This is a genomic window from Streptomyces sp. NPDC050388 (genome assembly GCF_040655635.1).
Taxonomy (GTDB): domain Bacteria; phylum Actinomycetota; class Actinomycetes; order Streptomycetales; family Streptomycetaceae; genus Streptomyces.
On sequence record NZ_JBFAKH010000283.1, the window covers coordinates 1 to 1,192 of the forward strand.

Consider the following 1,192-nt stretch of genomic DNA (forward strand, 5'->3'; position numbering starts at 1 on the left):
CCGGGCGACGGTCGAAGGCCCGGCCCCCAAGGTCCTCGTGCTCCGGTCGGCCGCCGCCGACCTGGCGATCGTCGGCGCCCGGCGCCGCCAGGGGCCCGCCGGCCCCCGGCTCGGCCGGGCGAGCCACCCGCTGCTGCACCACGCCCAGTGCCCGGTCGCGGTCGTGCCGCAGCGGGCGTGACCGGGCGGCCGCCCCGCCCGCCGTTCCCGCACCCGGGGCCCGACGGCCCCCGGGCGCGGGCCCGTCAGCCCCTGCGCACGCGCGGCCGGCGGGGGAAGCTGGGAGCGGGAAGCAGACCTTGTTCCGGAGGTGCATGTCATGGTGTCGCCCGTGGTCGTCGGCGTCGACGGTTCCGCCGAAAGCCTGGCCGCCGCCGAGTGGGCGGCCCGCGAGGCCGCGCGCCGCGGGCGGGCCCTGCGGCTGCTGCACGCGCGCAGCTGGCACCCGGGCCAGGACCGCCCGCAGGCCGTGCCCGCGGGCGAGCGGCACCGGGCGCGGCGCGTCCTGCGGGCGGCCGCGGCACGCGTCCGCGCCGCGTGCCCCGGCGTGCCGCTGGACGGCCGGCAGGTCGCGGGGCCCGCGCCCGCCGCCCTGGTGGGGGCGGCGGGCGAGGCCGACCTGCTGGTGCTGGGCTCGCGCGGGCTGGGCCGCCTCAGCTCCCTGGTGGTGGGGTCGGTCGCGCTCGGCGTCGTGGCCCAGGCCACGCGGCCCGTCGTCCTGGTGCGGGCCGGCACGGCCGGGCAGGCGGCGGACGCGGCCGGCACCGGCCGGCGGGGCGTGGTCGTCGGCGTCGACGTCACGGAACCGTGCGACGCGGTGCTCGCGTTCGCCTTCGAGGCGGCCCGCCTGCGGCACGCGCGGCTGAGGGTGCTGCACGCCTGGCGCGCGCCCGACCGGCTCACCCTGGGCCCCGGCGAGGTCGGCCTGGCGGGCGCTCCGCAGCGGGCCGAGGAATGGCTGGGCTTCCTGTCCGCCGTGCTCCGGGTGTGGCGCGAGAAGTACCCCGAGGTCGAGGTCCTTCCGACGGTGGTGGAGGGCCGGCCCGCGGGTGCCCTGCTGGAGGCGGCGTCCGGGGCCGACCTGCTGGTGGTCGGGGACCGGCTCACCGGCCGCCGGGGGATGCCGCGCACCGGCCCGGTCACCCATGCCGTGATCCACCGCGTCGGCTGTCCGGTGGCGATCGTGCCGCAC

2 protein-coding genes are annotated in these 1,192 nt (G+C 81.2%); both read left to right on the forward strand.

Annotated elements, in window-relative coordinates:
* A partial coding sequence (locus AB0I73_RS41405) for a universal stress protein (protein WP_363045533.1) occupies positions 1–181 on the forward strand: 181 nt, incomplete at its 5' end.
* Positions 182–319: 138 nt separating this feature from the next.
* Positions 320–1,192: universal stress protein (locus AB0I73_RS41410; RefSeq protein WP_363045534.1), on the forward strand; the 873-nt coding region annotated here is incomplete at its 3' end.